Consider the following 213-nt stretch of genomic DNA (forward strand, 5'->3'; position numbering starts at 1 on the left):
GGGGTGATGGCGTGCCTTTTGTAGAATGAACCGGCGAGTTACGTTCCCGTGCAAGGTTAAGGTGAAGAGCCGGAGCCGCAGCGAAAGCGAGTCTGAATAGGGCGACTGAGTACGTGGACGTAGACCCGAAACCGGGTGATCTACCCCTGTCCAGGGTGAAGGTGCGGTAACACGCACTGGAGGCCCGAACCCACGCATGTTGAAAAATGCGGG

At 58.2% G+C, this 213-nt stretch carries 1 rRNA gene; it reads left to right on the forward strand.

From position 1 onward, the window contains the following. Positions 1–213: ribosomal RNA gene (locus tag EL84_RS00025) — 23S ribosomal RNA — on the forward strand; the annotation flags it as partial.

It is taken from the genome of Paenibacillus sp. VT-400 (genome assembly GCF_001029205.1).
GTDB lineage: Bacteria > Bacillota > Bacilli > Paenibacillales > Paenibacillaceae > Paenibacillus > Paenibacillus amylolyticus.